Below are 25,124 nucleotides of genomic sequence, written 5' to 3'. Positions count from 1 at the left end.
CGTCAGCCGCGGGTGAACACCGCGACGGTCCTGCCCGGCACCTCGAAGGCGCCGTCGGCCGGGTCGAACGCCGCCGCCTTGACGGTCGGGTCGGCGCCCGCGGCCTGCACCGGGTGCAGCGCGTAGTCCCGGTCGGCGAACTCGGGTGCCCGCTGCCTGACGGTCCCGGGCGTGGCGTTGAAGACGACGGCCAGGTCACCGGCCGTCATCACGATCACGCCCGGGGTCTCGTCGGGTCCCGACAGCGGGAACGCGACCTGCCGCTGCACGGCCTCGGCCGTCGGCAGGGCGAACGCCTCCTCGGCCGCGCGGATGGCGAGCAGGTCGCGGTAGGCGGCGCCGGCCGCGTCGGTCTCGGCGCAGCCGACCCGCGGGCCCGGCAGGGCGAGAGCGGGCCCGGCCCACGGCCAGTAGTGCTCGTTGTCCCACGCGGGCGGCAGGCCCCGGCCGAAGCCGTTGCCGGCCCGGCAGTCCCAGTGGATCGCGTTGTACCAGTCCCCGGAGTCGTAGGAGTTCCGGTCGAGGGACTTCGAACGCAGCAGGTCGGTACCGGCCTGGCCGAGCACCGGGCCCTGCGAGAACAGCGCCGTGGCCTGCGCGAGCACCTGGGCGCGCGCCCGCTCCCCGGGCGCCGTGCCGGTCGGCAGCTTGTACGTGAGGGCGTCGAACAGGGTCTCGTTGTCGTGCGCGTCCACGTAGGCGAGCGCGTCGCCCGGCCGCTCCGCGTACCCGGCGGGCGCGCCATTGTAGTCCACCTCGGCGCCCCGCACCGTGCGGCCGGTGCTGTCGGTGAAGGTGTAGTCGGCCAGGTTGCCTGTGAGTCCGACCTTGATTTGGTCCTGGTGGTGCAGCAGCCGGCGCCGCTGCTCGGCCTCCGTCCCGTTGGCGGGCGAGTCGTTGGGGTCGGTGTACAGGCCGCTGGCGAAGCCCTGCACGCGCGGGTCCGCGTCGAACGGGCCGCCGCCGCGCACCGCGTCCCTGGCGCGGTCGGAGAAGGTGGCGATGCCGGTGCCCGCCATGTTCGCCTGCGTGGCCTGCGTGAACCGGGCGTCGCCCGCGACCTCGCCGAAGTCCCAGCCCTCGCCGTAGAGGAGGATGTTCCGGCCGTCGACGCCGTCCTCGCGCAGGGTCAGCGCGTCGAGGGCGGCGCGCACGTCGAGGATGTTCTGCCGTGGGTGGTGGCCCATCAGGTCGAAGCGGAAGCCGTCGACCTTGTACTGGGTGGCCCAGGTGACCACCGAGTCCACCACGAGCTTGCCCATCATGGCGTGCTCGGGCGCCGTGTTGGCGCAGCAGGTGGACGTGGCCACGCTGCCGTCATCGAGCAGCCGGTGGTAGTAGCCGGGCACGATGCGGTCGAGGACCGCGTGCTCGTGCTGGCCGGCCGCGGTGGTGTGGTTGTAGACGACGTCGAGCACGACGCCGAGCCCCGCGCCGTTGAGCCCGCGCACCATGCGGCGGTATTCGAGGGTGCGCGCCGGCCCTTCGGGATCGGTGGCGTAGGAGCCCTCGGGCACCGTGTAGTGCAGCGGGTCGTAGCCCCAGTTGTAGGCGTCCTGGCCGCGGACGCGGCCGACGCACTCCTGCTGGGCTGCGGAGTCGGCGGGGAGGGAGGCCAGGTCGCAGTCGGGCGCGGCCTGGTCGCCCGGCCGTTCCGGGATGGTCGCGATGTCGAACGTCGGCAGCAGGTGCACGTGGGTCGTGCCCGCGTCGGCGAGCGCGCGGAGGTGGCGCATCCCGTCGGAGGCGGTGTCGGTGAACGCGAGGTACCGGCCGGGGTGGCGGGCGGTCGGGTCCGCGACGGAGAAGTCCCGCACGTGCAGTTCCTGAATGGTGGCCCGGGCCGCGGGCACGGGGTCCGGCTTGTCGAGGTCGCGCCAGCCGGCGGGGGCGAGCGCGGGGTCGTCGAGGTCGATCACCAGAGACCGCTCGGAGTCGGTGGTGAGGGCGGTGGCGTACGGGTCGGTGACGCGGTTGGTGACGACCTCGCCGGCCTGCGGCGCCCACACGGTGACCCGGTACCGGTAGGGCTGGCCGTACCAGCTGCGGTCGCCGGTGGCCGACCACACGCCGCTGTCGTGGTCGCGGCGCATCGGGACGGTTCTTCCGCCGAGTTCGAGGGCGACCCGGCGGGCGGTGGGCGCCCACACGGACAGGGTCGGCCGGCCGCGTCGGTCGAACACAGGACCGAGTTCCGCGTCGGTGGCGGCCTCGGCATAGCGGTCGTCGAGCACCCCGGGGAGCTGGACGCCGGTGGCCGCCGTCACCGTGCCGTCCCGGGCTTCCTGGACCGCGACGACCTGGCCGCGCAGCGCGGTCTCCACCCGGTGGACGTCGCGGGGGTGCACGGCGAACGCGGGGTGGGCGGCCAGGTGCGGGTGGGCGGCGCGCTGGGCGTCCGTGAGGCGGGTGGGCGACAGGCGCAGGCCGCGGTCGGCGGCCCCGGCGATGCGGCCGTCGTCACCGACGCGGATGCGGCCGGCGCCGTCGTGCACGAGCCGGTGCGCGGCGCCGGGGCCGGCGGCGACGGGCCAGACGACGGTGGTGGTGTCGATCCAGTGGGCGCGGGCCTCGGAGAGGTCGGCGCGCGCGGGGGCGCGCGTGTCGTCGGCGCCCGCGGGGGGCGCGGGGCCGAGCAGTACGAGTGAGGCGAGGGCGACGACTCCCGCGCACAGGGCGCGGGCGCGTGCGTGACGGGGCAAGAGGGACCTCCCGGAGGGAACGAGGTGATGGGGCCGCCGTCGGAGGGCAACGCGCCGTGCCCATGAGGCCGTTGGTCTCGGAGAGCCATCGGTTGAAAGCTCTTGCTGAAAGTTCTTTCAGTTGCGAGACCGTAGACCGCGCCCCCGCGCCGGTCAAGGCCGCGGGCCCGCGCGGGGGCGCGCCGGTGGGGTCGCGCGCGGCGGGCTCACGCGCCGGGCGCGGGCCCGAAACGGCGCCGGTAGGCCGTGGGGGTCAGGCCCGTGTGGCGGCGCATCCACGTCCGCAGGCCGGCCGCCGTGCCGAAGCCGCTCGCCGCGGCCACCCGGTCCAGCCGCGTCTCGCCGCGTTCGATCAACCGGCAGGCCAGCGCGACGCGTTCGGCGGCCAGCCACGCCAGCGGAGTCGTGCCGAGCTCGGCCCTGAACCGGCGGTGCAGCGTCGCCGGGCTCGCCGCTGCCCGCGCGGCCAGGTCCGCGACGGTGAGCGGCCGGTCGAGCCGTTCGCGGGCCCAGGCGAGCACGGGCGCGAGTGAGGAGTCCGGCACGGCGGGAACCGGACGCCGGACGAACTGCCGCTGCCCGCCGTCGCGGTGCCCCGCGAACACCAGGCGCCGCCCGACCGCGTTGGCCACCTCGGCCCCGTGGTCGCGGCGGATCAGGTGAAGACCGAGGTCGAGCGCGGCGGCGCTGCCCGCGGCGGTGTGCGTGTTCGCGTCGTCGACGAACAGCACGTCGGGTTCCAGGCGCACGCGCGGGAAGCGGCGCGCGAACTCCGCTGCCCAGCGCCAATGGGTGGTGGCGCGCCGCCCGTCGAGAACGCCCGCCTTCGCGAGGGCGAACGCGCCGGTGCAGAAGCTGACCAGTCGCGCCCCCCGGGCCGCCGCCCGCCTGATGGCGTCGAGCACCGCGGGCTCCGGAGGGACCTGCGGATCGGGCCGGTTGGGCACGATCAGCGTGTCCGCCGTGTCGGCTGCCGCGAGCCCGGGGACGCCGGAGAGGGAGAACATGCCCAGGTGCATACGGACGGCGCCGCCCGGGGCGCACAGGGTGAAGTCGTACCAGGGCCGGTCGAGTTCGGGGCGGCGCAGCCCGAACAGCTCGGTGGCCACCCCGAGTTCGAACGGATTGGAGCCCTCGTCGACGAGCACCACCACGCGGTGCGAGAATCCTGCGCCCATGTGCGATTCCTAGCACTCGCCCCGGGCCTGCGCCAGGGGCCACGATGGGCCCATGACCAGTCATCCGACCGATTTGACCGCGGCGCTCGCCTCGTTCGACGCCGTGTGGAGCCCGCGCATCGTCGCCGCCGTCAACGACTACGACGTACGGCTCGCCCGGTTCCACGGCGAGCACGTCTGGCACGTGCACGAGGAGACCGACGAGTTCTTCCTGGTGCTCGACGGGGAGATCGACATCGCCCTGCGCGAGGCGGGCGGGGAGCGCGTGGTCACGGTGCCGGAGCGTTCGGTGTTCGTGGTGCCGCGCGGTACGTTCCACAAGCCGTCCTCGCGGGAGGGCGCGGCGGTGCTGCTGGTGGAGCCGGCCGGGACGCTGTCCGTCGGGGACCGGCACGAGGCCGTGCCCGCGCACGTGGACGTCACCACGGGGCACGCGCTGGACGCCGGCGGGACGGGGGGCGGGCGGCCGTGACGACGACGGACCTCTCGGCGTTCGCGGAGCTGTCCACGCCGCTGGTGGCCGACGGCTGCCTGCGCGCCGGGGTGCCGCCGCGGGTCGCCCCGCCCGGCATCGCGGCGGTGCTGCCCGGGCAGCGGCTCGCGGGGCCTGTCCTCGCGGCCCGGCACTACGGCAGCGTGGACGCGTTCCTCGAAGCGTTCGGCCGGGCGCGGCCAGGGGACGTGCTCGTCGTCGACAACGGGGGCAGGACCGACGAGGCGTGCGTCGGGGACCTGGTGGTGCTCGAAGCCGTCGCGGCGGGCCTGGCCGGGCTGGTCGTGTGGGGGCTGCACCGGGACACCGCGGAGCTGCGGGAGATCGGGCTGCCCGTGTTCAGCTACGGCCCCTACCCGGCGGGCCCGGTGCGGCTGGACGCGCCGGAGCCGGACGCGCCGCCCGGCGTGCGGTTCGGTCCGCACCCGGCCGGGCCGGGCGACGTGGTGTTCGCGGACGAGGACGGGGTGCTCTTCGTTCCGGCGCCCGAGGCCGACCGGGTGCTCGCGGCGGCCCGTTCGATCGCGGAGAAGGAACGGGAGCAGGCCCGCCGGATCCGGGCGGGCGAGACGCTGCGCGCGCAGACCCGGTTCGACGACTACCTGGCCCGGCGCGCGGCCGACCCGGCGTACACCTTCAGGCGGCACCTGCGGCGGATCGGCGGCGCCGTCGAGGAGTGAGCCGGGGCAGGGGAGGCCCCGGTGGCCGCCCGGCCGTCCTGGGGGCGGCCGGGCGGCGCGGCCGTCACGGCTGCCGGGCCCGCGCCGCCAGGCGCCACGCGCGCGCCTCCCGCTGCCTGGCGTCGAGCCGGGCGAAGAAGCCGCCGGCCGCGCGCAGTTGGTCCGGCGTGCCGGCCTCGACGACCCGCCCGGCGTCCAGGACGAGGACGCGGTCGCAGGCGGCGAGGGTCGCGGGCGCGTGCGCGATGACCAGGACGGTGCGCTCCGGGTCGCGCGCCAGGGCGGCGATGGCGTCCGCGACGGCGCGCTCGTTCTCCGGGTCGAGCGCGGAGGCCGCCTCGTCCACGAGAACGATGCGGGACCGCTTGAGCAGGGCGCGGGCGATGGACACGCGCTGGCGTTCGCCGCCGGAGAGCCGGGCGCCGCCCTCGCCGACGCGCGTGTCCCAGCCGTCCGGCAGGCGCGCGACGACCTCCGTCAGGCGGGCCGCGTCCGCGGCTGCCAGCAGTTCGGCGCGGGTGGCGTCGGGGCGGGCGATCCGCAGGTTCTCCTCGACGGTGTCGTCGAACAGGTACACGTCCTGGAGGACGACGGCGATGTCGGCCAGGAGCGCGGCGGGGGCGTGGTCGCGCACGTCACGGCCGCCGACGCGCACGGAGCCCGTGTCGGCGTCGAAGAACCGGGCGATGAGCCGCACGACCGTGGACTTGCCCGCGCCCGACGGACCGACGAGCGCGGTGCTGCTGCCGGGCGGGCACGTGAAGGAGACCCCGTCGAGCGCCGGCGCCGAGCCCGGGCCGCCGTAGGCGTAGCCGACCGAGGCGAACGCGACCTCCGGCACCCCGACGGCCGTCACCGGGTCGGGCGGCACGGGCAGCGGCGGGACGGCGAGGAGCGCGCGGACGCGGCCGACGGCGTTGTCCATCGCCCGCAGCGCGCCGATGAGTTCGACGAGGGTGGCCAGCGGTTCGAGGAAGCGCACGGCCAGCACGAGCAGCGCCACGGCCTCGGCGACGGCCAGCTCGCCGCTGGTCAGCCGCAGGGCGGTCACGGCGAGGACCGCGACGAACCCGGCCATGACGACGGCGGTGAACGTCAGGTCGGGCACGAGGGCGCGCCGCAGGCCGCGGCGGTAGACACGGCGGTGCGCGAGGAGGGCGTCGCGCATGCGGGCCGTCCCCGTCCCGCCCCGGCCCGCGGCGCGCAGGACCGGCTGGGCCTGGCCGAACTCCACGGCGCGGCCTGCGATCCCGGCCGCGGCCTCCTCAAGTTCGGTCTCCACCTCGGCGTTGACGCGGCCCGCGCGCCGGATCGCAGGCCAGGCGAACGGCACCACCGCGAGGAACAGCAGGGCCGTCGTCACGTCGACGGCGAGGGTGACCGCGATGACCGTGGCCGGGACCAGCGTGGCCGTGATGGCCGGCCCGCCGGTGGTCACGGCCAGCTGGCCGATGGCCCCGGCGTCCGAGGTGACCGCGCGGGCCAGGCGGGCCCTGTTGCGCGCGGTGAACCAGCCGAGCGGCAGCGTCGCGACGTGCCGGATGAGGTGGTGGCGCAGCCGGGCGCCCAGCTCCATGGAGGCGGCGAAGCCGACCGGCACGGCCAGCACGGCGAGCACGCCGTACAGGACCGTGCCGAGGCCGCCGACGAGCAGCCAGGGCCCGGCGGCGCCGAGGTCGGGCTCGGGGCGCAGCAGGGCGTCGAGCACGGGGACGAGCACGCCGAGCAGCAGCCCCTGGAGCACCGCGAGCGCGGCCTGGAGGGCGCCCAGGCGCAGCAGCAGGCCGGGCCGGGGCAGCAGGGTGTACAGGCGGCGGATCACTCGGGGGCTCCGTTCTGCTGGGCGCGCCACATGCGGGCGTACAGCCCGTCGCGGGCGATGAGCCGGGGGTGGGTGCCGCGTTCGACCAGCCGCCCCTGGTCGAGGACGAGGATCTGGTCGGCGTCGGCGACGGTCCGCAGCCGGTGGGCGATGACGAGGACGGTCCTGTCCTCGGCGAGCGCGGCCAGTGCCCGCTGCACGGCGGCCTCGCCGTCGGGGTCGAGGGACGCGGTGGCCTCGTCGAGCACGACCAGGGGGGCGGCGGAGAGGATGCAGCGGGCGATGGTCAGCCGCTGGCGTTCCCCGCCGGAGAGGCCGGTGCCGGCCGCGTCGAGCACGGTGTCGTAGCCCTCCGGCAGGGCCTCGATGACGTCGTGCACGCACGCGGCGCGCGCGGCGCGGCGCACCTCCTCGTCGCTCGCGCCGGGTCGGCCGAGGCGGATGTTGTCCGCGACGGTCTCGTGCAGCAGCACGACGTCCTGGAAGACCAGGGACATCGAGGCGAGCAGGTCGGCCTGCGGGATCGCCCTGATGTCGGCCCCGCCGATGCGGATGGCGCCCCCGGTCACGTCGTGGAACCTCGGCAGCAGCGCGGCGAGGGTGGATTTGCCGGCGCCCGAGGGCCCGACCAGCGCGGTGACGGTCCCGGGCTCGCAGGTCGCTCGGATGTCCCGGAGCGCGTCGGTGCGGCCGTCGTAGGAGAACGAGACGCGGTCGAGTTCGACGCGGTGGCCGACGGGCCGCGCGGGCCGTGCGGCCTGCGGCAGCGCCGGGTGGTTGAGCAGGTCCTCGATGCCCGCGGCGGCGGCGCGGCCCTTGCGCAGGCCCTGGGCGCCCTGGATGGCCGGGAGGACGGCGGTGGGCAGGCCGACGCCGACCACCAGGAACGGCAGCAGGCCGGCCATGGTGAGCGAGTCTGCGGCGACCAGCGGCAGTCCGGCCGCCGCGACGGCGGCGAGCACGGTCAGCTCCGAGCCGAGCAGCCGGGAGGCGGCCGAGCTGTACCGGGTCTCGGTCACCCAGGCCCGCATCGCATCGGTGTACGCGCGTACGCCGTCGTCGAAGCGGGCCAGCACGCGCCCGCCGGTGCCGTACGCCTTCACCACCGCGATGCCGTCCGCGTACTCGACGGCGGCGGCGCTGATGCGGCCCTCGGCGGCGAGCAGGTTGGCCATGTGCACGGTCATCGAGCGCATGGCGACGCGGTAGGTGACGGCGGTGAGGGCGAGCACCCCGCCGGTGACCAGCGCGAGGCGCCAGTCCACGAGGAGCAGGTAGGTGAGGCCGACCGTGACGGCCGTGGCGGCGCCGACGAGTTCGCCGAGCGCGTGCGCGATCAACTGGTGCATGTCCTCCAGGTCGTTGGTCATCCGCCGCTTCACCAGGCCGGAACCGCTGCGCCGGAACCAGCCGAGCGGCAGGACCCCGAGGTGGGCGACCATGCGCTGCCTCAGCCGGTGCAGGAGCTCCGCGTCGGCGTAGTGGCCGACGCGTGAGGAGGCGAACAGCAGGACCAGCCGCAGGCAGGCGCCGGCCGTGCCGGCCAGGACCCAGGCGTGGATCGTGTCCCGGGCGCCGGAGGGACCGGCGGGGCCGAGGGCGGCCCGGGCGATCTCGGCGACCGCGACGTAGGGCAGGAGACCGGCCGCCGCGCCGCCGGCGGAGAGCAGCGCGCACGCGGCCAGGTGGGCGCGGACCGGCCGCATGAGGCGGGTCAGGGGGCCGGGGCGGAGCAGCCGGGGCGGCCCGGCGGCCACGGTGCTCCGGGAGTGCTGAAGCAGGGTCATGGGCTTCCTCGAAGGGGTGACCGGGCCGGAGGCCGAGTCGAAGTAAGGGTGCCCTTACCTTGCTGCGTGAAGCTGACGTGATGTCAAATGCCGGTATGAGTCACCCCGTGGTCGGCATCGGTGAAGCCGCAGCGCTGTACGACATCGCCCCCTCGACCCTGCGCTGGTGGGAGCGGCAGGGGGTGCTGCCTCCGCCGGAGCGCGTGCGGGGGCGGCGGGCGTACCCCGACGCGGAACTGCGCCGGATCGGGCTCGCCTACCTGTGCTGCGTGACCGGGGCGATGCCGCTCGCGCACGCCGCCCGGGTGGCCTCGGGGCGGGAGCGGAACGCGGCCTGGCAGGCGACGGTACGGGAGCAGATCACGCGGCTCGACGAGCAGGCCGCGCGGCTCACCGCGGCCCGCCGCTATCTGGAGCACCTGCTCGGCTGCCCGGACGACGACCCCGTGGCGCGGTGCCCGGTGCTGGACGAGGACCTCGCCGCGCACACGCCGCGCGGCCGGGTGCCCGAGGCGGACCTGACGGCCGCGGCCAGGGCGGCCAGGGCCGGGGGGACCGCCGCCCCGCGTGACGAAAACCCGGAGCGGGGGCCGGAGCGTGACGCAACGGGCGCACGGGGCGGCGCGGTTCCGTGCGCGGGCTGCGGCCGTGCGGTGGCCAGGGCGCCGCGCGGGCGGCCAAGGACCCACTGCTCACCGGCCTGCCGCCAGCGCGCCTACCGCGCGAGGACCGCGCGGCAGCGGCAGGGCGCGGGGGCCGAGGAGCGCCCGCGTCCGGCCGGGCGCTGAGCATCGCCTCGCGTGCGCGGGCCTCGCCGGTGCGGCGGCCCCCCGCCCGCCCCGGTCCGGGCGGGGGGCTCGCGTGGCTCAGCTCCCGGTCGGGGCGACGGGAATCCACAGCGCGGTCTCCGCCCGCGCCCCGTCCTCCCCCAGCTCTGCCGTCCACACCATCTCGGGCCCAGGACGGGACTCGTAGGGGTTGGCCGGGAACCACTGGGTGAAGACGTCGCGCCACAGCGTCTGGAGACTTTCGGGGAAAGGCCCGGAGTTCTCAAAGACGGCCCACTTCCCCGCGGGGACGTGCAGGGTGTCCAGGTCCGCGGGCGCGTCGTCGGCGACGCGCACCACGGCGTGGTAGTAGTCCAGCTCCGTCCCCTCCTCGCGGCCGTCGCTGAGCTTGTCCACGACGGCGAGCAGCCCGGAGGGCTCGGTGTCGGACAACTCCTCGATGCGGGCAACGAGTTCGGGGTCCAGGCCGCGGATGAAGTCGGCGATGGCAGGGTTGACGCCCTCGTGGACCAGGGGGACGCGCGCCCGCGCGCCCACGACGTGGAACGCGGGCATGTCGACGACCCGGTACCGCATGGTGCTGCTCCCTTCGACGATGAGGCGGAAGGACATCCGGGGCTGGGACCGCAACGCGGCTCCGGTCCGCCGGGCCATGCCGGGGCCGATGCCGTGGTGGGCGCGGAACGCCCTGGCGAACGCCTCGCCCGAGCCGTAGCCGTAGCGCAGGGCGATCTCCAGCAGCGGGCGCTCCCCGGCCAGGACCTCCGCCCCGGCCACGGTGAGCCGGCGGCGCCTGACGTACTCCGACAGCGGTATCCCGGCCAGGGCCGAGAACATCCGCCGCAGGTGGTACTCCGATGTCCAGGCGATCCGCGCGAGTTCGGTCGCGTCCACCGTCCCGTCGAGTCGTGACTCGATGTGCTCCATGGCCTCGTTGAGCCGGTCAAGCACCGGTGCTCCTTCCCTCTGACGCCTCCCACGCTAGGCAGCGCGCCCTTCCCGGCGCCCGACAATCCGTGCCCGCGCCGATCGGGTCGCCCGGCCCCCGCGACGCGGGGCAGCAGGACCGGGGACCAGGGACGAGGAGGCGCCCGCGGGCTCCCTGCGCGGGCCCGGGACCCGCGCCCCGGCCGTTCCGGGGTACGCCTCGGGGCACCGGGGCCGTTCAGCGGTGGACCAGTTCCAGCGCCTGCTTCAGGTTGTACTCGGCGATGCCCGCCATGACGGCCCGGTCGGGGAAGTCCCCGTCGAGCAGCCGCAGTGGCCCCGCCGTGAGCGAGAGGCGCTGCGCGAGCATGTACAGCGCGAGCCGGTCCTCGTCCAACCCCTCCACCTCCAGCGGCCGGTAGGCATCGTGCAGGCGAATCCGGAGAAAGACGTGCTCCCACTCGACATCGAAGTACATCAATCCCTCGATATCGATCGCCACGGGGTTCCCCTCCGTGTCCACCAGGACGTGGTCAGGGCCCAGTTCGCCGTGCACGACCGCGTACTCCGTGCGCGGCCGTACCGCCGCCGCCAGGCCGAGCAGCCGCTCCTCCAGGCGGTCGCGGGCGCCCGCGATCCGCGGATCGCGTGAGGCCGCCTCGGCGAGGTCCCGCAGCGCACGGTCGAGGACGACGCCCTCGCACGACGTACCGCGCGACGTTCCGCCCGCGTCGACCACGGCCGCCTTGCCGTACGCCGGCGCCCGGTGGCCCCGCATCGCCTCAAGCGACTCCGCGAGCCGGGCCATGACCGGAGCAGCCGCGTCCGGGTCGCGCGCGAGCAACTGCTCCAGGCTCTCGCCCGGAAGGTCCTCGACGATCGCGAGATCGGCCGGGCAGTGGGCGCCGACGCGGTCGACGAAACGGATCGCCGGCACGCGGACGCCGAGCCCGTCCAGCCGCGTGTGCGCGGCCTCGAACAGGTCGAGCCCGAGGCCGGGCGAGAACGGGTCGGTGAGGTCGTCGTCGCCCTCGGTCGTCGGCCAGTGGTTCTCGGCCTCGTCCCACACGTAGGCGATCGCCGTCGTCGCGTCGTCCATCACCAGGCGGTACACGCCCTTCTTGGTGCCGCCCGCGACCCGCTCGACCGCCGCCAACCGCCGCCCGCCGCCCAGCGCGGCCCGCGCCGCACCCGCCAACCGCTCCCGTGTCACCGACCTGGTCGCCACGCCCGGAACCGCCCCTTCTCCCTCGCAACCAGCGCACCCTACGCGAGCAACGGCCCCGGAGCGATCGGATTCTCCGGCACGCGACGCCCACCCACCATCCGACCTCGGAGGCCGTCGGCGTCCTCCGCGCCACGGTGTGCGGCCGTTCCCGCGCGGCGGAAGGTGCCGGCACCCGGCCGCCGGGCGACTCGCCGCCGGGCTCAACGGGCGCCGGGCCGCTGCGGGTCGCCGCCGCCGAGCAGGGCGTCGACGCGGGTGCGTGCCGCGGACCGCCCGTCGTCAGGTGTCCGGGGCGGTCACGCGGGCCAGGGCCACGCCCCCGACGATCAGAGTGAGCGCGAGGACGCGTCCCGCGGTCACGGGGTCCTTGTGCACGATGACGCCGAGGGTGATGGCGCCGACGGCGCCGATACCCGTGAACACGGCGTAGGCCGTACCGACCGGCAGCTCCAGCATCGCCAGGGACAACAGGTAGACCGCGACGGCGGCGAGCGCGAAGCACACCAGCGTCGGCAGCGGGCGGGTGAAGCCCGCCGTGGGCTTGATGCTCTGCGACCAGGCGACCTCGACCAGGGCCGCGGCGATGAGCAGCAGCCAGCTCACAGGGCTGCTCCGAGCATCCTGGCCGCCGCCAGTGCGTCCGCGCGGGACGTTTCGTGGGCCTCACGGCGATCGGCGAGTGCGGGGTCGACGCGGGAGTTGACCAGTTCGGTGCCGAGGAAGGTCATCGCCTCGTGCGGGACGGCGAAGTGCCCGGCGAAGAAGTCACGCAGGTAGCGCTCCTGGTGGTCGTAGGGGTGGCGCGGAGCACCGGGTCCGTAGGCCCCGCCCCGGGCATGGGCCACCACGAAGCGCCGTCCGGCCAGGGACATCTTCGGGAAAGTCACCTGGTCGATCCACGCTTTGAGCGACGCGGGGACGGAGAAGTTGTACATGGGGGCGACGATGAGGACGGTGTCAGCGGCGACGAGCTCGGTCAGCAGCGGCTCGACGATCGCCCAGGCCGCGGCCTGATCCTGGCTGCGCACCGCCTCCTTGTACCGGGCGATCTCGGTGATCCGGTGCGCCAGGACGTAGTCGCACAGCTCGGTCCAGGCTTCGCTTATCTGGGGGACCGGAGTGAGCGCGAGGTCGCGCCGGAGGTAGGTGCCATCGGGATGGGCGCGACGCCAGGCATCCGCGACGGCGTCACCGATCTCCCGGCTGAAGGAGGTGCGGCGGGCGCTGGAGTCGATGCGCAGCAGGGTCGGTGCGGCAGTGGGCACGGCGGATCTCCTGTTCGGGCGACACAACCGGACGCGGCGTCCAGTTACGGGGCGACCCTACCAACCGGACAGCATGTCCGGTTATTCCCGGGGCGGCGTAGACTCATCCGCGTGGAGACGAGGGAACGCGCGGACGCGGCGCGCAACCGAGCCAGGGTGCTCTCCGCGGCGGCCCGGCTGCTCGCCGAGGACGACCCCCGCATGGTCACGATGGAGGACATCGCCCGCGCCGCCGGCGTCGGACGGGGCACCCTCTACCGCCGCTACCCGGACGTGTCATCCATCGCGGCGGCGCTGCTCGACGAACATGAACGACTGCTCCAGGGCGAGCTGTTGCGCGGCGCCCCGCCGCTGGGCCCCGGAGCGCCGCCCCACGAGCGACTCGCCGCCTTCCTCTCGGCCATGGTCGACCTGCTGGACCGGCACAGCCACCTCGCCCTCGGAGCCGAGGTCGGAGCCAAGCGCTACACGGTCGGCGCCTACGGCTTCTGGCGCGCTCACGTTCTCGCGCTTCTTCGCCAGGCCGGCGCCCCTGATCCCGAAGCCCTCGCGGATGTCGTGCTCGCGCCCCTCGCGCCCGAGCTCTTCCTCCACCAGCGCGCCCAGGGGGTGACGACCGACCGCATCAAGGCCGCGCTCACCCGGCTCGCGCACGCGACCACGGCATGACCAGGCGCGCTGGTCGGCCAGTTCAGCTGTCTTCCGCTGAAAAGGACCCGACGGGCGTCCGTCGGGTCCTTTTCAGCGCTGCCGGGCGACCTGTCCGCCGCCGAGTGCGCGGCGGCCAGCGGGCTGTCCCGGGTCAGCGCCCGCAGGTACCTGGAGTACTGGGCCTCGACGGGCCGGGCCAGGGTGTCGCTGCGCTACGGCGCGACCGGCCGGCCCGAGCGCCGCTTCCACTGGTCGGGCGGCTGAGCAGGGGCGCGCGGACCGTTCGCGCGCCCGGGGCCGGGCGGGCCCGCCCCGGGCGCGGCGGCTCAGGTGCCGGCGTGCTCCCGGCGTTCCTGCTCCTCGTGCTCGCCGGCGAGCCGGTGCCGCAGCCGTTCGCCCTCGATGTCCAGGTTGGGCAGCGCGCGGTCCAGGGGGCGGGGCAGCCACCAGGCGGCCCGGCCGAGCAGGGACATCGCGGCCGGCACCAGGGTCATGCGGACGATGAACGCGTCGATGACCACGCCGAGCGCGAGCGCGAAGCCGATGGACTTGATGATGGGGTCGTCGGTCAGGACGAACCCGGCGAAGACCGCCGTCATGATGACCGCGGCGGCGGCCACCACCCGGCCGTTGTGGCCGAGGCCGTTGATCGTGGCCTGGCTCGGCGTGTCGCCGTGCACGTAGTCCTCGCGCATGCGGGAGACGAGGAAGACCTCGTAGTCCATGGCCAGGCCGAAGAGGATGCCGATCAGGAGGATCGGCAGGAAGCTCACCAGCGGCCCCGTGGTGTCGAGGCCCACGAGGTCGGCCAGGTGGCCCTGCTGGAACACGGCGACGGTGATGCCGAACGTCGCGCCGACGGTCAGCAGGAAGCCGGCCGCCGCCTTGAGAGGCACCAGGACGGAACGGAAGACGAGCATCAGCAGCAGGACCGAGAGGCCGACGACCAGGAGGAGGTAGACGGGCAGGGCGTCGGACAGCTTCTCCGAGACGTCGATGCCCACAGCCGTGGTGCCGGTCAGGGCCACGTCGGCGCCGTCGATGCCGGCGACGCGTTCGCGGATGTCGTGGACCAGGTCCTCGGTCGCGGCGTCCGACGGGCCGGTGGCGGGCGTGACGTTCAGCAGGGCCGTGGTGCCCTGCTCGTTGGGCTGCGGCGGCGTCACGGCCACGACGCCGTCGGTGCCGGAGATCAGCGCCTCGGCCTCCTGCGCCGCCGATGCCGTCCCCTCCGGTGAACCGGCGGTGACGACGGCGACCAGGCGCCCGTTGAACCCGGGCCCGAAGCCCTCGGCGGTCAGGTCGTACGCCTGCCGCTGCGGGGTGTCCTCGGCCGCGGTCGAGGCGTCGGGCAGGGCCAGCCGCATGTCCTGCGCGGGCAGGGTGAGCGCCCCGAGCCCGACGACGCCGGCCAGCAGCACCGGCACGCGCAGCCGCGTGACCAGCCGGCCCCACGCGAAGCCGGCGCCCTCGCGTCCCGGCTGCCCGGTGGACCGGCCGGACCGCTCCTTGCGGGAGAGGACCCGCGGCCCGGCGAAGCCGAGGATGGCGGGCAGCAGCGTCAGGGCCACGAGCACCGCGACGGCGACGGTCGCGGCGGCGGCCAGGCCCATCACGGTGAGGAACGGGATACCGACCACCGACAGACCGCACAGGGCGATCACCACGGTGGCGCCGGCGAACACGACGGCGGAGCCCGCGGTGCCGGTGGCCCGCCCCGCGGCCTCCTCGGCCGGCACGCCCTCGGAGAGGTACTGGCGGTAGCGGGAGGTGATGAACAGGGAGTAGTCGATACCGACGGCCAGGCCCAGCATCAGGGCCAGGATGGGCGCGGTGGCGCTCAGTTCCACCGCACCGCTGAGCGCGTAGAGACCGGCCATGCCGACGCCGACGCCGATGAGCGCGTTGAGCAGGGTCATGCCGGCCGCGACCAGCGAGCCGAACGTGATGACCAGCACGACCGCCGCCACGAGGACGCCGACCACTTCGGCGGCAGAGGCGTGCGGCCCCGCGTGCGCGGTCACGGCCTCGCCGCCGTGCTCGACGCGCAGCCCCTCGGCGTCCGCGCCGACCTGCTCGAAGGCCTCCGTCTGCGCCTCCGACAGGTCCTGCGCCGCGGCGTCGAACTGCACCTGGATCAGGGCGTACCTGCCGTCGGGCGAGACGGCGCCGGTGGTGAACGGGTCCATGGCGGCGGCGACCCCGGGCACCTCGGCCGCCTCCCGGACGAGCGGGGCGAGCGCGGCCTGGTCGAGCGTCTCGCCCTCAGGCGCCGCGACGACGACCGTGCCCCCGGCTCCCGACGCCTGCGGGAAGTCGCGTTCCAGCAGGTCCATGGCCTCCTGGGCCTCGGTGCCCGGCATCGTGAAGTCGTCCGACATCGTGCCGCTGAAGCTCGCCGCCGCGCCGCCGAGCAGGGCGAGCATGAGCAGCCACAGGGCGAGCACGCGCCCGCGGCGGCGGAAGGATATCCGGCCGAGCCGGTACAGCAGGGTAGCCATGGTGTGGGGTCGTCCTTCGGTAGTGCGCTGGGGGGTGGGGGCCGTGGCGCCCGCGGTCAGGTGCCGGGGGGCGGGTCGGGCGCGAGGCCGAGCGCGCGCAGCGCGGCCTCGACCAGGCCCGCCCTCATGTCCTCGCCGCGGTCGGCTCCGTCGCCGAACGCGGACATGACGATGCCGCCGAGGACGAGCCCGGCCGCGGCCCGTGCGCGCGGCCCGGGGGAACCGGCGGCCAGGGCGCCGAGCAGGCGTTCCGCCGCGTCGGGCACCGGGTGCATGCCCGGGTCGGCGACCAGCCGCGGCAGGTCCTCGAACAGCAGCCGGAACTCGGCGCTGTGGCCCAGTGCGAGATCCACCAGGCCGGACACGGCCGCCCGCGCCTTGCGCTCGCCCGTCAGCGCGTCGAGACCGGCCAGGAGCGCGGCCGTGCGCTCCCCGACGGGGGCGAGCAGCTCGGAGAGGATCGCGTCCTTGTTCGCGAAGTGGTAGAGCAGCGACGCCTTCGAGCAGCCCGCGTCGGACGCGATGTCCTGGAGCGAGGTGGCCCGGAAGCCGTGCTCGGCGAACAGCCGCAGCGCGGAGGCTCGGATCTGGCCGCGCAGCGCGGCGGGAGAGCGGGGCATGCCCCCCACCGTAACTGACCGATCGGTCAGTGAACTGGCTCACGCCCGCCGCCCGGCGACACCGGTCGCCGGGCGGCGCGACCCGTGGACGCGCGTCAGCGGCCGAGCGCCTTGGCCAGCTGCTGTTTGGTCATGGAGGAGCGGCCCTTGATGTCGCGCCGCTTGGCCTGCTCGTACAGCTCGTCGCGCGTCGCCGTTCCCCCCTTCGCGCCGCTGCCCTGCGCGCGCCCGCCGCCCGACGCCTTGCCGCCGCGCCGGGAGGGCGAGTCGCCGCGGGTGGATGAGCGGCTGGCCGAGGCCGCCTGTCCCGAGCGCGCGCGCTCCTTGTTCACCGTCCGGGCGGCGATCTCCTTGGCGCGCCCCGCGGAGGCGCCGCGCTTCTTGGCGCCCTCCTTGATGTGTTCGTACTGACGCTCCTGCTTGGAGGTCGATCCCTTGGGCATCGCCACGACTCCCTCGCTGGTCCTGCGCCTTGTCGTTCCGGCCGCCCGCGGACGGCGCGTTCCGGCCGGGTGCCCGGCGACCGGGGGCGGGAAACGGCCCGGCAGGCCGGAAGGCGGCGCGACCGGTCAGTCGGCGGGAACGGCCGCCCTGACCTGCGCGAGCAGCCGCGCCGGCCGGTCGGCCGACACCTCAAGCCTGGCGAGGACCGCGGGCACCGCGATACCGGGCAGGAGCAGCGCGAACAGCGCGACGATGTCGTCGACCAGCGCGGGCGCGTCGGGCTGCGAGCCGCTGACCAGCTGGACACCGGTCCAGGAGGCGACCGTCACCCGGGAGGCGACCAGCGGGTCGACATGCGGCATGACCTCGCCCCTGGCCTTCGCCTCGGCGATCAGGTCGCGCCCCAGCGCTATCCAGTCGGGCCACCGGGTGCCGAGCAGGCCGCGCGCCCTCGGATCGGCGGACAGCCGGATGGAGGCGCTGAGCACGGGCTCCCTGGGCAGGCGGTGCGCGAGCAGCAGCGCGGTGTCCACCCACTCCTGCAACTTCAGCGGCTGCGGCATGACCCCCTCGGCGGTCACGGCCTCGGCGAGCACGCCGCGCGCCAGCTCCTCCTTGGAGGAGAAGTGGAAGTACAGGGCGCCGCGCGTCAGCCCCGCCCGCTCCAGGATCGCGGCGATGGACGCGCCCTCGTAACCGCACTCGTCGAAGATCTCGGCGGCTGCCTCCAGGCAGATCCGCCGCGTGCGGATGGCCCTGTCCTGTCTCGCCAACTGGGTCCCCCCTGGCCCGTTTTACCTGCTCCTTGCACAATACCGGAGAACCGGTATCTTATCAGTGCCGCTTCGCCGTCCGGATTGTCCTGGGGGGAACTCGTCGTGGATCAGGCCCCGTTAGCCCTGCGCGCGTCGTCCTCTCCACCGGCGCCCCGGCGAAGACCCGAGCCGCACGGCCCCGCCCCGGTGACGAGGGCGGTGCCGATGGAGCACCTGCATCTCACGCGCGAGGACAACGTTCTTGTCACCGGGTACGCGCGCCTCGGGCCCCACACGTTCCTGCTGTCCGGGCGGTGGCCGCGTGACGACGCGGTCGCGGCCGACGATCCGAGGGTCCTCACGCATGCGGTCCGGCAGAGCGGGCTCGCCGTCGCCCACGCCGAGTACGGCGTTCCCCTGCACCACCAGACCCTGCTGCACTCGCTCGACTTCTCCTTCGCCCCGGCGCCGCGCGCGGCCGGCCGCCCGGCCGCCCCCCTGCTGATCGAGGCGGACGTGCTCGGGGCGCCGCGGCCCGGCCGGACGCTGAGGTCGCTGGCCATGGCGGTCAGGCTCGTGCGGGACGGCGCGGCCGTGGTGGAGGCGCGGGCCCGCTTCGGCTGGGTCTCCCCCGCCGTCTACCGGCGCCTGCGCGGTGACCGCGTGACCCCGGCCGGGACCTGGGGCGCCGGGCCGGTGCCCGCGCCGGCCGCCCCAGGGGCCGTCGGCCGCGCGCGCCGCGAGAACGTCGTGCTCGCCCCGGGACCCGGCCCGCGCGTCTGGCGGTTGCGGGCCGACGTGACCGACACGCTGCTGTTCGACCACCCCGTGGACCACGTTCCTGGGCTCGTCCTCGTGGAGGCCGCGCTCCAGGCCGCGCACGCGCACGCACCCGGGCTCGGTATCCGCACCGTCGCCTGCGACTACGAGCGGTTCGCCGAACTCGACGCGCCCTGCTGGATCGTGAGCCGGGCCGAGCGCCCGCCCCGCCCCGACGGGCGGACGGTGATCGAGGTCGACGGAACGCAGGGCGGTCGTCCGGTGTTCCGCGTCGCGGTGGGCGGCACGCTGCCGGTCGCGGGGGCCGCGGCGCCGCCGCCCGCCACCCGGAACGGCGCGCCGGTGCCCCTCGCGGCGCGCGACGTCGCCGCGTGCGCGCTGCCCTGAACCGCGCCGGGGCCGCCTGAACCGTGCGGCCCCGGGCCGCCACCCGTTCGCGGCGGCGGCCCGAAGGCGCGGTGGCGCTACGGCTGTTCGACGACGCGGAAGTGCAGCACGTCGGTGTACTCGCGGCCGTGGACGTCCGTCGCGGTCACCTCGGCGCGGTGCCGTCCCGCGTCGAGGTCGGCGGGCAGTTCGAGGCGCCACAGGTGCATGGTCCGGTCGGCGACGCTGCCGCCGTGCACCAGCTGCTGGGCGACGGCGTGCGGATCGGACCACTCGGGGCCGATCAACTGGTCCTCGCCGCGCATCGGCTGGGTGCGGACGGCCTCGCGGGAACGACCGCCGTCGATCCGCACCTCGACCGTCGAACCGGTCGAGCCCATCCAGAAGTTGGTGGTCAGCCAGGTCTGCCCGGCCAGGTCCGCGCGCGTCACCACGTGCGGGTCGCCCAGTTCGGGCGCGGGGCCCTGGGGGTCGTCGTTCCACGCCTGGCGCTCGGCGTACCAGTCGCGGTAGGTGGGACTGTTGATGCCGAGCTGCGTCTGCACCCGGTCGCTCTCGCCGGTCACCGTGTACCGCTCCCGGAACGAGTCGCCCCTGATGTCGAGCGTGAGCAGGCCGGGCCGGCCGCCGTCGCGCCCGACCGCCGCGGGGTAGCCGTGCTCGGTCAGCTCGCCCGAGTACCAGTCACCGGAGATCGCGCCCGCCGTGATGTGCGGGAACGGCAGCCCCTCGACGCCGAAGAGGTCCTGCCAGCCGCGCATGAGGTCGCCGGTGCGCATGTTCTCGATCGAGTGGGTGTGCCCGGCGACGGAGACGGCCTCGCGGCCTTCGAGCAGCGCGTAGATCTCGCGGACCTGGTCGACCTGGTGGATGGGGCTGCCCTCGTCGGCGAAGGTCAGCAGCGGGATGTGGCCGGCGAGCACGACGAGCTTGTCCTCGTCGACCGCGGCCAGGTCCCGTTCGAGCCAGGCGAGCTGGTGCTCGTCGAGCCGGCCGTTGTAGCGCGGACTGTTCTCCGGGTCGTCGCACTGCGGGCGCAGGCCGTCGGCGTTGTCGACGTCCGGGGTGCAGGGGTAGCGCACGGTGTTCAGCGCGACGACGTGCACGTCACCGACGTCGTAGGAGTAGTAGGCGGGCGCGAGCTGCGCGCGGAAGGTGTCGAACGCGTGCTCGGCGGTGGTGGAGTCGAAGTCGAGGTCGTGGTTGCCCGGGAGGAACCTGGCCGGGCCGTTGATGCGGCTGGTGAGTTCCTTGACGTCCGGGTAGAGCGACAGGTCGTCCCCGACGACATCGCCGATGAACAGCGTGCCGCAGCCCTGGTAGTCGCGACGGCCCGCGAGGTCGTTGATCGCGCCCCGGCGCGCGTACTCGACCTCGGTGCGGTCGTAGGTCTGCAAGTCGCCGGCGATGACGCAGTGCTGCTCCTGCGCCCGGGTCAACTGGCTGCGCACGAGCGGAAAGTTGACCGCGTCCGGCAGGGGCCCGGTCGGCGCGATGCCGCCGTAGCGCAGCTCGGGCGAGCCCTCGGGCAGGTGGTTCCAGTGGAACTGGGCGACGTTCGACTCGTCCACCGGCACCTGGTAGCCGGACGGCTGGGTGATGAAGACCGTCATGTTGTCGTACACGGGCAGCCGGTAGCGGCCGTGGCGGTCGGTCGTCACGACGTCGCGCCCGTTCGACACGACGACGCCCGGCAGGCCGCGCTCCCCGCGGTCGCCGACGCTGTCGCGGTCCCGATCGACGAAGACCCTGCCGGTCAGGTGCTCGGGGTCGGCGGGGCCCTCGGGGGTGCGCACGACCTCGACCTGGCCGCGGTAGGCGTTCTCGTCCCAGGACGCGGGTGCCGGGCCCGGCGTCGCGGTGGAGGCGGTGGGGATCGCCACGAGCCCGCCCGCGACCGCCAGGGTCGTGAGCGCGGTCAGGGCGATACGGAGGCTGCTGTGTTCTCGCGCGGGGAAACTCACCATGTGCGGTTCTCCGGTTGTCGTGGGGGCGCGGTACCGGCGCGGTCGGCCGGCCGCGGCGACGATCCTTCGTCACGAGCCTGAACGCGGCACGCTCAACGGAAGAACAGCAGCCGTACCGGCGCCACCCCGCGCGCGAACGTGTGGCGAACGTGTGATGTCCCGCGCTCCCGTGACGTCCCGTCCGCCGCGGCCGACGACACGCCTCACCGCCGAGGGCTTGCGGCCGGCCAGCCGAGGGCTCACGGCCGGCTACCGCGGGGAGGCCACCAGCCGTATCGCCAGCCCCGTGAACACCGTTCCGCTGAAGATGTTGAGCCCGCGCGCGACACGGCGGCTGCGGCGCAGCAGCAGGGCGAGCCGCCCCGAGAGCAGGCCGACCGTTCCGTCGACGCACAGTCCGATGACCACGATCGTGATCCCCAGCGTCAGCAGCTGCGCCGGCACCTGCCCCCGGCCCGGGTCGACGAACTGCGGCAGGAAGGCGACGTTGAAGAGGATCACCTTCGGGTTGAGCAGGTTGATGACGGCCCCCTGCCAGAAGGCGCGCCGGTACCCGGGCCCGGCGCTCCCCTCCCCGCTCCCGAGGGGTCCGCGGTCGCGGAACGCCTTGACCGCCAGGTACAGCAGGTAGGCCGCGCCGGCCCAGCGCAGCACGTGGTAGAGCGCCGGCAGGGCCGTGAACAGGGCGGAGAGCCCCAGGGTCGCGGCCACCGCGTGCACGCACATGGCGCCGGCCACGCCGAGCGCGGCCATCACGCCCACCGCGGGGCCGCCCCGCCCGCCCATCGCCACGATGAACATCATGTCGGGGCCCGGCGTGACGCAGAGCGCGAGGGCGGCCACGAGAAAAGCCGCGTACAACGATGAATCCACCATGCGGGGCATCCTCGCCGCCCTGCCCCCGCGCGGCGACCGGATTTCCGCTGCGTGGGACGGGCGGGGTGGCGGACCCTCCCGCGCGGAGCGGCGGGCCCGTGGACATGGCAGCCCATGTCGGCCAGCGTCGAGAGTACGGCAACGCACTTTTGGTGCGGCTCGATGGCCGCATAGCGTGCGCCGTGGGAGTGCCAGCCCGAGACCGCCGAGGAGAGAGGAATTGCCATGTTCGGACTGATGGTGCGCTTCACCTGCAAGGACGAGGAGGCGGCTGCCGCGTTCGACGAGCTGGTGGCGCAGACCGGAGCACAGATCCGTGCGAACGAACCGGGCACGGTGATCTACACGGTCCACCGTGTTGACGGCCAGCCGCTCCAGCGGATCTTCTACGAGCTGTACCGGGACGTCGACGCGTTCGAGACGCACGAGTCGCAGGACTACGTGCGCCGCTTCCTCGACGAGCGGAACCAGTACCTGTCCGCGACCGAAGTCGACCGCCTGGACCTCATGTCCGGCAAGGGCGTGGACGTTGAGCACTGAGTACGAGTTCAGCGGCGTATCCGGGGGTCCACGAGACGCGCGGCCCACAACACGGTGGCGGGGTTCATCGTGAAGATCTCACCGCTGGTGAACACGAGCCGCTTGCGCCCGGCGCCCAGCGCGGTCATGTCGCCGACCGTGAATGCTTGGCCCCCATCAGCAATTGGTCGCCGCGCCGCACGGTACGGACATCGATCTCGATCGACACCAGCACGGAAGCACCTGGCGAGGTGGTTGGGCGATGCGCGGGGTGAGGTCTCATGACGATTGCACTCCGGGGACGAGAACACTTGGACGATGATGTGGCCGCCGCCGCGCCGGACATCCGGCGAGCGACTCCTGTGGGAGTACGCCGGGCCCGTTGACATGGCCGTACAACGCCGACCGACCGCGCGTGTCGGACTCCGCGACAACGCCGGTCACGGCACCCCGGCCTGTGATGGGGACGCGCAGCGGCGTGCAGCCTCCTCGCATGCGAGATGAAGCAGGTTGCCCATCTCACACGGCGCACCAAGGCCGCACGTCTCACACTCCTCCATGTGGTACCGGTGTACGGCCCGGAGTTGCGCGACATCCGCCGGGCGGGGACTCGCGGACACCTGGCATCGAAGATCCCCGGGCAGCGTCCTGTTGCACCCGGCGAAGCCGGTCTCCCGCCGCTTTCCGGGCATCCGAACAATCAAGCGGGCAATACCGTCGAAGAGTTGGAGGAACTAGCGAGGAGCGACATGGACCCGCCCGCCGTGGGGTGCTGCGTACCGGCCTCTACTCCGTCGCGCTGACCGTGCCAGGACGGTCGGAGATCGTCGACCGCGTGCAGGCGTTCCGCGGCGGACGCCTGTCGAGGATCGGCATGGGCGAGGTCGCCGTGGTCACCGCCATGACCCGGCGGATTCAGGAACTCGACGATCAGTTCGGCACCCGCCACGCACGCCCGCTGGCGGCCAACTTCCTGGTGAACACCGCCGTTCCCTACCTGCGGGCGGACGCCGACGCGAGCGTGCGCGCCGCGCTGCTCTCCGCAACGGCCCGCCTGTGCCACCTGGCCGGCTACATGGCCGTCGACGAGGGGTTGCACGGACTCGCTCAGCGCTACTACGTGAAGGCGCTGGAGTTCGCCGACGCGGCGGACGACCGCTTCGCCTACAACGGAACCCTGCGCGGGATGAGCGTGCAGGCGACCGATCTCGGGCACGCCGCCACGGCCCTGCGGCTCGCCGACACGGCAGCGGAAGGGGCCCACGGCGCCCCGCCGCCCAGGCGGGCGTTCTTCGCGGGGCAGCAGGCGCACGCCGCCGCGCAGACGGGCGACCGGCGGACGGCGCTGAGGCACCTGGCCACGGCAGAACGCGCCATGCATCGCGCCGACCTGGGGGGCGCGGCGTTCGCGTCCTACGACCCGGCGGCCCTGGACTACCACGTCAGCCAGGTGAGGTGGGAACTCGGTGACATCGCGGGTGCGGTGGCGTCGTTGCGCGCGTCGAACAGGGGACTGCATGTCGGATACCAGCGCACCACGGTCCGCCGCCGGTTCATGCTGGCGGAACGGTACCTGCGGCTGGGGCATCTGGACGTCGCCTGCGCCACCTGGGCACGCGCGCTGGACGATTACCCGGGGATCGACTCGGGCCGCGTGGACGAACGGGTCGCCGTCATGAAGGCGCTGCTCCGGCCGCACCGGGACAACGGTGCCGCTCGTGCCGTCCTCGCACGAGCCGACGCGCCCGCCAAGGCAGGTGGGGCGGCCGGCGTTCCCTGACCCGCGTCGCGGGCCCTTCGGGTCGGCGTGCCGCCGGGAATGGTTCGCCCGGGGCGGAACGGCGGGAGCCGCCTCGCGCGTGCGGGTAGCGACGGTTCGGGGACGACGGCTACGGGAGGCGGGGCACGATGCCGGAAGCGGCCTATGACGAGATCGCCGACTGGTACGAGACGGAGTTCACCGCAGGACAGCGGTACGGCGCCGCGCGCGCGGACCCGCTCGGTCTGGACGCCTTGGCACGCGACCTCCTCGGCGCGGGCTCGGGTCCTTGCCTGGAGATCGGCTGCGGCACCGGAATCCACGCCGGGCGCGTGCGCGACCTGGGCTGGACGCCCGTTGGTGTCGATCTGTCCGGCGGTATGCTGCGCCACGCGCGCGGCCGGCTGCCCGTCGCGCGCGCGGACGCGGCGCGGCTGCCGGTGCGGGACGCCTCCGTGTCCGCGGTGCTCTCGGTGATGGCGCACACCGACATGCCCGACTACCCGGCCGTGGTGCGGGAGGCGGCGCGTGTCCTGCGGCCGGGGGCCGCCCTGACGCACATCGGCGTGCACCCGTGCTTCTGCGGCGCGTTCGCCGACCGGCGCGACGCGGAGGCCGTCGTGATCAGGCCCGGCTACGGCGAGAGCCACTGGAGTCGCGAGTCCTGGACGGACCAGGGCGTGCGCGACAAGGTCGGCGCCTCGCACCTGCCGCTGCCCGCCCTGCTCGGCGCGTTCACCGCGGCCGGTCTGGTCCTCGAACGGTTCGCGGAGGGCGGCGGTCCGACGCCCGTGGTGTTCGGGCTGCGCGCGGTCCGGCCGGACGACGGGGCGGTTTCGCGCCCCTGACGCGGCCACCGGCCGCGGCTGGGTAGTCGGCCGCGCGGCCGGAACACAGCGTTCCGGCGGCGGTTTTCGGTCAAGGCGACGGAATCGGCCGCCGGTTCGGCATTCGGGGGCCTTTTCGCCGCGGCGAACAATCGGTTCTTCACCGGG

The 25,124-nt window shown here is 74.6% G+C and carries 22 protein-coding genes and 1 pseudogene; 9 read left to right on the top strand and 14 right to left on the bottom strand.

The genetic code is table 11. The features are described from left to right. Positions 1-2: 2 nt before the first annotated feature. Both pulA and LC193_RS27910 read right to left on the bottom strand, forming a co-directional pair. The gene (gene pulA / locus LC193_RS27915; protein WP_226078150.1) at positions 3-2,702 is read right to left on the bottom strand and encodes a pullulanase-type alpha-1,6-glucosidase; all 2,700 of its coding nucleotides are present in this window, start codon (positions 2,700-2,702) and stop codon (positions 3-5) included. 206 nt (positions 2,703-2,908) lie between these two features. Further along, the gene (locus LC193_RS27910) at positions 2,909-3,880 is read right to left on the bottom strand and encodes a GlxA family transcriptional regulator (RefSeq protein WP_226078149.1); all 972 of its coding nucleotides are present in this window, start codon (positions 3,878-3,880) and stop codon (positions 2,909-2,911) included. 52 nt (positions 3,881-3,932) lie between these two features. Between LC193_RS27910 and LC193_RS27905 the strand changes: the two genes are divergently transcribed. Both LC193_RS27905 and LC193_RS27900 read left to right on the top strand, forming a co-directional pair. Then, entirely contained in the window at positions 3,933-4,352 is a 420-nt protein-coding gene (locus tag LC193_RS27905) for a cupin domain-containing protein (RefSeq protein ID WP_226078148.1), read from the top strand. Continuing rightward, positions 4,349-5,053: an RraA family protein gene (locus LC193_RS27900; RefSeq protein WP_226078147.1), complete on the top strand. Its 705-nt coding sequence runs from the start codon at positions 4,349-4,351 to the stop codon at positions 5,051-5,053. The genes LC193_RS27905 and LC193_RS27900 overlap by 4 nt, the downstream gene beginning before the upstream one ends. 64 nt (positions 5,054-5,117) lie before the next feature. Here the strand turns inward: LC193_RS27900 and LC193_RS27895 are convergent, their stop codons facing one another. Both LC193_RS27895 and LC193_RS27890 read right to left on the bottom strand, forming a co-directional pair. Next, complete coding sequence (locus LC193_RS27895) at positions 5,118-6,875, bottom strand: ABC transporter ATP-binding protein (RefSeq protein ID WP_226078146.1); 1,758 nt, start codon at positions 6,873-6,875, stop codon at positions 5,118-5,120. After that, a complete protein-coding gene (locus tag LC193_RS27890; RefSeq protein WP_226078145.1) occupies positions 6,872-8,662 on the bottom strand; it encodes an ABC transporter ATP-binding protein in 1,791 nt (596 codons plus the stop codon). Before LC193_RS27890 ends, LC193_RS27895 begins: the two co-directional genes overlap by 4 nt. Before the next feature lie 95 nt (positions 8,663-8,757). Here LC193_RS27890 and LC193_RS27885 point away from each other — a divergent pair, with 95 nt between their 5' ends. Further along, the gene (locus tag LC193_RS27885) at positions 8,758-9,450 is read left to right on the top strand and encodes a helix-turn-helix domain-containing protein (RefSeq protein WP_226078144.1); all 693 of its coding nucleotides are present in this window, start codon (positions 8,758-8,760) and stop codon (positions 9,448-9,450) included. Positions 9,451-9,528: 78 nt separating this feature from the next. Here the strand turns inward: LC193_RS27885 and LC193_RS27880 are convergent, their stop codons facing one another. From LC193_RS27880 to LC193_RS27865, 4 genes are all read right to left on the bottom strand, one after another. Next, positions 9,529-10,401: an AraC family transcriptional regulator gene (locus LC193_RS27880; protein WP_226078143.1), complete on the bottom strand. Its 873-nt coding sequence runs from the start codon at positions 10,399-10,401 to the stop codon at positions 9,529-9,531. 214 nt (positions 10,402-10,615) lie between these two features. Then, on the bottom strand, positions 10,616-11,590 hold the full coding sequence (locus LC193_RS27875; RefSeq protein WP_226078908.1) for a phosphotransferase family protein: 975 nt from the start codon (positions 11,588-11,590) through the stop codon (positions 10,616-10,618). A 294-nt stretch (positions 11,591-11,884) separates the two neighbouring features. Continuing rightward, on the bottom strand, positions 11,885-12,208 hold the full coding sequence (locus LC193_RS27870; protein ID WP_226078142.1) for a DMT family transporter: 324 nt from the start codon (positions 12,206-12,208) through the stop codon (positions 11,885-11,887). Beyond that, positions 12,205-12,870 carry an FMN-dependent NADH-azoreductase gene (locus tag LC193_RS27865; RefSeq protein ID WP_226078141.1) on the bottom strand — a complete coding sequence of 222 codons (666 nt, stop codon included), beginning with the start codon at positions 12,868-12,870 and terminating at the stop codon, positions 12,205-12,207. The genes LC193_RS27870 and LC193_RS27865 overlap by 4 nt, the downstream gene beginning before the upstream one ends. A 111-nt stretch (positions 12,871-12,981) precedes the next feature. Here LC193_RS27865 and LC193_RS27860 point away from each other — a divergent pair, with 111 nt between their 5' ends. Beyond that, on the top strand, positions 12,982-13,539 hold the full coding sequence (locus LC193_RS27860; protein ID WP_226078140.1) for a TetR/AcrR family transcriptional regulator: 558 nt from the start codon (positions 12,982-12,984) through the stop codon (positions 13,537-13,539). Positions 13,540-13,620: 81 nt separating this feature from the next. Beyond that, a pseudogene (locus tag LC193_RS27855) lies at positions 13,621-13,785 on the top strand (two-component system response regulator); the annotation flags it as partial. A 62-nt stretch (positions 13,786-13,847) separates the two neighbouring features. Here the strand turns inward: LC193_RS27855 and LC193_RS27850 are convergent. From LC193_RS27850 to LC193_RS27835, 4 genes are all read right to left on the bottom strand, one after another. Then, the gene (locus LC193_RS27850; RefSeq protein ID WP_226078139.1) at positions 13,848-16,022 is read right to left on the bottom strand and encodes an MMPL family transporter; all 2,175 of its coding nucleotides are present in this window, start codon (positions 16,020-16,022) and stop codon (positions 13,848-13,850) included. A gap of 56 nt (positions 16,023-16,078) precedes the next feature. Further along, positions 16,079-16,642, bottom strand: a complete 564-nt coding sequence (locus tag LC193_RS27845) for a TetR/AcrR family transcriptional regulator (RefSeq protein WP_226078138.1) — start codon at positions 16,640-16,642, stop codon at positions 16,079-16,081. A 95-nt stretch (positions 16,643-16,737) separates the two neighbouring features. Next, a complete protein-coding gene (locus tag LC193_RS27840) occupies positions 16,738-17,085 on the bottom strand; it encodes a plasmid stabilization protein (RefSeq protein ID WP_226078137.1) in 348 nt (115 codons plus the stop codon). Between the two features lie 126 nt (positions 17,086-17,211). Beyond that, positions 17,212-17,859, bottom strand: a complete 648-nt coding sequence (locus tag LC193_RS27835; RefSeq protein ID WP_226078136.1) for a ScbR family autoregulator-binding transcription factor — start codon at positions 17,857-17,859, stop codon at positions 17,212-17,214. 207 nt (positions 17,860-18,066) lie between these two features. On the opposite strand from LC193_RS27835, the gene LC193_RS27830 reads away from it, so the two are divergent. Next, positions 18,067-19,008, top strand: coding sequence for a ScbA/BarX family gamma-butyrolactone biosynthesis protein (locus tag LC193_RS27830; protein ID WP_226078135.1), 942 nt, complete (start codon positions 18,067-18,069; stop codon positions 19,006-19,008). Positions 19,009-19,085: 77 nt separating this feature from the next. Here LC193_RS27830 and LC193_RS27825 read toward each other — a convergent pair whose 3' ends face one another. Both LC193_RS27825 and LC193_RS27820 read right to left on the bottom strand, forming a co-directional pair. Then, positions 19,086-20,975, bottom strand: coding sequence for a calcineurin-like phosphoesterase C-terminal domain-containing protein (locus LC193_RS27825; protein ID WP_226078134.1), 1,890 nt, complete (start codon positions 20,973-20,975; stop codon positions 19,086-19,088). Between the two features lie 249 nt (positions 20,976-21,224). Further along, on the bottom strand, positions 21,225-21,851 hold the full coding sequence (locus tag LC193_RS27820) for a LysE family translocator (RefSeq protein ID WP_226078133.1): 627 nt from the start codon (positions 21,849-21,851) through the stop codon (positions 21,225-21,227). 225 nt (positions 21,852-22,076) lie between these two features. On the opposite strand from LC193_RS27820, the gene LC193_RS27815 reads away from it, so the two are divergent. The 3 genes from LC193_RS27815 (at position 22,077) to LC193_RS27805 (ending at position 24,977) form a co-directional block, all read left to right on the top strand. Next, positions 22,077-22,391, top strand: coding sequence for a putative quinol monooxygenase (locus tag LC193_RS27815; RefSeq protein WP_226078132.1), 315 nt, complete (start codon positions 22,077-22,079; stop codon positions 22,389-22,391). Positions 22,392-23,139: 748 nt separating this feature from the next. Beyond that, complete coding sequence (locus tag LC193_RS27810) at positions 23,140-24,150, top strand: transcriptional regulator (protein ID WP_226078131.1); 1,011 nt, start codon at positions 23,140-23,142, stop codon at positions 24,148-24,150. A 128-nt stretch (positions 24,151-24,278) separates the two neighbouring features. Then, positions 24,279-24,977 carry a class I SAM-dependent methyltransferase gene (locus LC193_RS27805; RefSeq protein WP_226078130.1) on the top strand — a complete coding sequence of 233 codons (699 nt, stop codon included), beginning with the start codon at positions 24,279-24,281 and terminating at the stop codon, positions 24,975-24,977. Positions 24,978-25,124 lie beyond the last annotated feature (147 nt).

Source organism: Streptomyces marincola (genome assembly GCF_020410765.1).
GTDB lineage: Bacteria > Actinomycetota > Actinomycetes > Streptomycetales > Streptomycetaceae > Streptomyces > Streptomyces marincola.
The sequence above is the reverse complement of the archived record's forward strand: the minus strand, read 5'-3'. Positions and strand labels throughout refer to the sequence as shown.